5 protein-coding genes and 1 pseudogene are annotated in these 3,805 nt (G+C 44.4%); 4 read left to right on the forward strand and 2 right to left on the reverse strand.

The features are described 5' to 3' along the window. The 4 genes and pseudogenes from B3182_RS02830 to B3182_RS02845 all read left to right on the forward strand — a co-directional run. A pseudogene (locus B3182_RS02830) lies at positions 1-213 on the forward strand (phosphate ABC transporter permease subunit PstC); the annotation flags it as partial. Continuing rightward, a complete protein-coding gene (pstA, locus tag B3182_RS02835) occupies positions 210-1,109 on the forward strand; it encodes a phosphate ABC transporter permease PstA (protein ID WP_292356032.1) in 900 nt (299 codons plus the stop codon). The pseudogene B3182_RS02830 and the gene pstA, both read left to right, overlap by 4 nt. Before the next feature lie 14 nt (positions 1,110-1,123). Next, positions 1,124-1,951, forward strand: coding sequence for a phosphate ABC transporter ATP-binding protein PstB (pstB, locus tag B3182_RS02840; protein ID WP_104934604.1), 828 nt, complete (start codon positions 1,124-1,126; stop codon positions 1,949-1,951). A gap of 66 nt (positions 1,952-2,017) precedes the next feature. After that, entirely contained in the window at positions 2,018-2,692 is a 675-nt protein-coding gene (locus B3182_RS02845) for a hypothetical protein (RefSeq protein WP_292356034.1), read from the forward strand. A 32-nt stretch (positions 2,693-2,724) separates the two neighbouring features. Here B3182_RS02845 and B3182_RS02850 read toward each other — a convergent pair whose 3' ends face one another. Together B3182_RS02850 and B3182_RS02855 are read right to left on the reverse strand one after the other, a co-directional pair. After that, the gene (locus B3182_RS02850; protein WP_292356036.1) at positions 2,725-3,024 is read right to left on the reverse strand and encodes a hypothetical protein; all 300 of its coding nucleotides are present in this window, start codon (positions 3,022-3,024) and stop codon (positions 2,725-2,727) included. 286 nt (positions 3,025-3,310) lie between these two features. Continuing rightward, the coding region (locus tag B3182_RS02855; protein ID WP_414683335.1) for an ammonium transporter at positions 3,311-3,805 on the reverse strand (495 nt) is incomplete at its 5' end.

A 3,805-nucleotide genomic window follows, 5' to 3' on the forward strand; every position in this document is an offset into this window, starting at 1 on the left:
CTTGGTAACGTGAATGACATCAGTGTTTCGCTGTTTGCCCCTGCCAACACACTGGCATCCTTGCTGGCTTCAACCTTCCCAGAAGCAGGTGAGATTGAAATTCAGGCTCTGATGTATGCGTCTCTGGTTTTGCTGCTTATCACCTTTGTGGTCAATGTTGCCGGCCTGGCCGTACAGCAATACACCATGCGTAAATTTGAGGGTAAAAAATGAGTCAGATTAACGAACAGATTCTTCCACCAAGAATCAATTTACCCAGTCTTGAAAAAAATGTGCTCGAACTGAGAGCCCTGAAAGATTTTTTCCTGACAGGACTGGTTTGGGGGCTAGCCATATTAGCCAGTATTCCGCTGGTATCGGTTATTTACATGCTCATCATGGAAGGTGGTGCAAGGCTTGATTTCGAGGCTATCACAGCCTTGCCACCAGCCGGATTCGAAACCGGCGGTGGTTTTGGTAATGCCATCGTGGGAACGTTAACCATGGTAGGTATTGCCTCCGCACTGAGTATTCCTATTGGAACCATGGCTGCTCTGTATCTGGCCATTCTTAATCCCAACAGTAAAACCGCGACCGTTTCCAGATTTTTAGCCAAGGTGCTGACCGGCTTTCCTTCTATTTTGGCCGGTGTGTTTGTCTATGCTGTCATCGTTATCACCACCGGCACCTACTCGGCCTGGGCCGGTGGTGTGGCATTGGCTGTATTAATGCTGCCAACGGTCACTCTGGCTGCTGAGGAAGCCATGAAGCAGGTTCCACAAAGAATGAAAGATGCTGCGTTTGGCATGGGATGTACCCGTACTCAGGTCATATTTAAAGTGGTATTACCGACCGCCCTACCCGGGATTATGACCGGGGTCATTCTGGCTGTTGCCGGTGCGGCGGGTGAATCTGCTCCATTACTGTTCACAGCCTTGTTCAGCAATTACTACATGTCAGAGCTGGCAGAACCAACAGCCTCGCTCTCCATTCTGATTTACAACTTCTCTGGTATGCCGTTTGAGAATCAGATTGAACTGGCATGGACCGCATCGCTGGCGCTGGTCTTACTCGTACTGTTTTTCAATATCGTTGCCCGTGTCGTTGGCAGAACGAAATTTAAAGAATAACCAAGGAAATAACTATGAATATGCAAGCCGAAACAGGTGAATTTATTGCCAAGAAATATGAGCCTAAAGGCCCAGTCGTTTTAGACTGCTACGTCAAAAATATTTACTACGGTGATTTCAGGGCTGTTAGAGATACCACTATCCCGGTTGAAAAAAATAAAGTGACTGGCTTTATTGGTCCCTCTGGTTGCGGCAAAAGTACCGTACTCAGAAGTATGAATAGAATGAATGATTTGATTGACTCGTTCAGATTTGAGGGACACATCCAATATCATGATCATGATATCTACAGCAAAAAAGTGGATGCCGTGATCGTAAGACGTTATATCGGTATGGTTTTCCAGCTTCCTAACCCCTTCTCAATGAGCATTTATGACAATGTAGCGTTTGGTTTACGACTCAATGGTTATAAAGGCGATGAAGAAGAGATGGTGGTCAAAGCGCTGAAAAGAGCGGCTATCTGGAATGATGTTAAAGATAAACTTAAAAACAGTGGTCTCTCACTATCAGGTGGTCAGCAGCAGCGTTTGTGTATTGCACGAGCGATTGCAACAGAGCCCGATGTGCTGTTAATGGATGAGCCCTGCTCTGCCCTGGATCCCATTGCCACACGACAGATTGAAGAGCTGATGGTTGAGTTAAAACAGCATTACAGCGTAGCGCTGGTCACCCACAATATGCAGCAGGCAATGCGTGTTGCTGATGTCACCGCATTTCTGGGAGTGGATATTTCTAATGGTGGCCGCACCGGCTATCTGGTGGAAATGGATGACACAAAGAAAATTTTTGAAGACCCACAGCAATTGCTCACCAAACAATATGTCCGGGGTGAGTTTAGTTAATCCTGGTCTTTTGTCATTTTCACGAATAATTACGGAACAACATGATGAACTATCGGGCTTGATTTGATGGACAATATTGCAAGACTTGATATTGCTGCCATCAGATCGTGCCTGATAGATACGCAACTCAACTTTAAAAAGATTAATGCCTCGCTCAAGGTGAAACGCACACCACCAAGCGATACGGTGATCGAAAACCTGATAGCGGGTTATGCAAAAATAGACGAGTACCTGATCAATGGTATCGATTTATTTGCCTATGGTAATTCGGGGTTACTTCTCGAACTGAACTATATTGTTCTGTATCAACACTCCACCACATCATCTATAGAGAAACACTCCCAGTTTGAAGCCACTCAAGCCCACTTTTATGATGTAAGAGATGGTGGGATTGGTCAGTTAATGGATTGGCTGGCATTAAATCAGAATACAAATGTCTGGAAACGATGTGCTGGTATTTTCACCAACATCCTCAGTCAGCCACAGCTATTTTTAGAAGGAAATCACCGCACAGGCTCCTTGATTATGAGCTATGTGTTAATGCGGGAAGGTTATTCACCTTTTGTCTTATCTTATGAAAATGCCAAGCATTTTTTTGAGCCAGCAGAGTTAACTAAAAAGCGGCGAAAAAAATCGCTGGTAGATGACTTCATTTACCTACCCAAACAAACACGAAAATTTGCCAAGCTACTCAGAAGCGAGCAGGAGAAACGCCGGTTTTTACTGAGTGGTGCTTGTTGAACTTCAAAGTCAGTTATAAATGTGAACAGATCCTAATGATAGTTTCCCGTGGCTTTTTTATCTTTTAATTCACCACGATTGGAGCGCAGGATTTTTTGAAACTGTTCGGGATCGTTTTTGAGAATATCGACATATTCATTTACTAATTCATGCCAGTCGGAACCACCGTAAATGGAAAACTTCTCCAGTGACACCATTAATAATTTAGCAGCGACTCTGAGTTCTTTGTTATCCGCTTCACCATACCAGTCGGTTAGCTCACTATAGAGTGCTTCGATTTTTTCTAACGGCGTAAACTCCACCACCATATCCTGATTTTCTTTTTTGCTCATAGTGATTCTCAAATACTGTAAACGGTGTTTTGTCTGATAGAGGCTCAGTCAGCTCAGATAGTTAATTCATAGGCTAATGATATATCTTGGGCCATGCCATTACGTAAAACCAATAATCGACTTTTGTTCGTAGTCTTAAGCTGCACAATTATTCGCTTTGATTCTATTGTAGGTAATGTTGTCGGCTGCCAGTATATGATCCGCTAAAAGCCGGTTTGAATAAATCCCCAAAGGTAAAACGCCGGCATTAAGCCGGCGTTTTAGTGGAACAATGTCACTGCTCGATTTATTTATCAGATGTAAATTCCGGATAAGCAGACATACCGCATTCGCTGATATCCATACCTTCCATTTCTTCTTCTTCATCAACACGTAGTTTGGCGAATTTATTAATAATCGACAGTACGATAAATGAAGCGATAAACATCCACGCAAAGGTGACTACTGTACCGATCAGCTGACCGGCAAAGGTAGCATCCGGGTTACTGAACATGACCGCGAAGATACCCCATATACCGGCAGTACCATGGACCGAGATTGCCCCAACTGGATCATCAAGCTGCATTTTATCCAGAAAGATGACAGAGAACACCAGCACAATACCACCAACTGCACCAATGATCAGTGCCAGCCCAGGACTTGGCATTAAGGGTTCAGCAGTAATTGCCACCAGACCAGCCAACGCACCACTGATTGTCATAGTTAAGTCCGTTTTACCGAACAGGAATCTGGCCAGCAATGATGCCGCGACCATACCCGCAGCGGCGGCCATATTGGTGTT

The sequence above is a fragment of the Methylophaga sp. UBA4204 genome, assembly GCF_002379485.1.
In the GTDB taxonomy this organism is placed as follows: Bacteria; Pseudomonadota; Gammaproteobacteria; order Nitrosococcales; family Methylophagaceae; genus Methylophaga.

What these genes read in the sequence shown, in the direction of transcription:
- pstA (WP_292356032.1), top strand. Translation starts at nt 210, where the DNA reads ATGAGTCAGATTAACGAACAGATTCTTCCACCAAGAATCAATTTACCC.
- pstB (WP_104934604.1), top strand. Translation starts at nt 1,124, where the DNA reads ATGAATATGCAAGCCGAAACAGGTGAATTTATTGCCAAGAAATATGAG.
- B3182_RS02845 (WP_292356034.1), top strand. Translation starts at nt 2,018, where the DNA reads ATGGACAATATTGCAAGACTTGATATTGCTGCCATCAGATCGTGCCTG.
- B3182_RS02850 (WP_292356036.1), bottom strand. Translation starts at nt 3,024, where the DNA reads ATGAGCAAAAAAGAAAATCAGGATATGGTGGTGGAGTTTACGCCGTTA.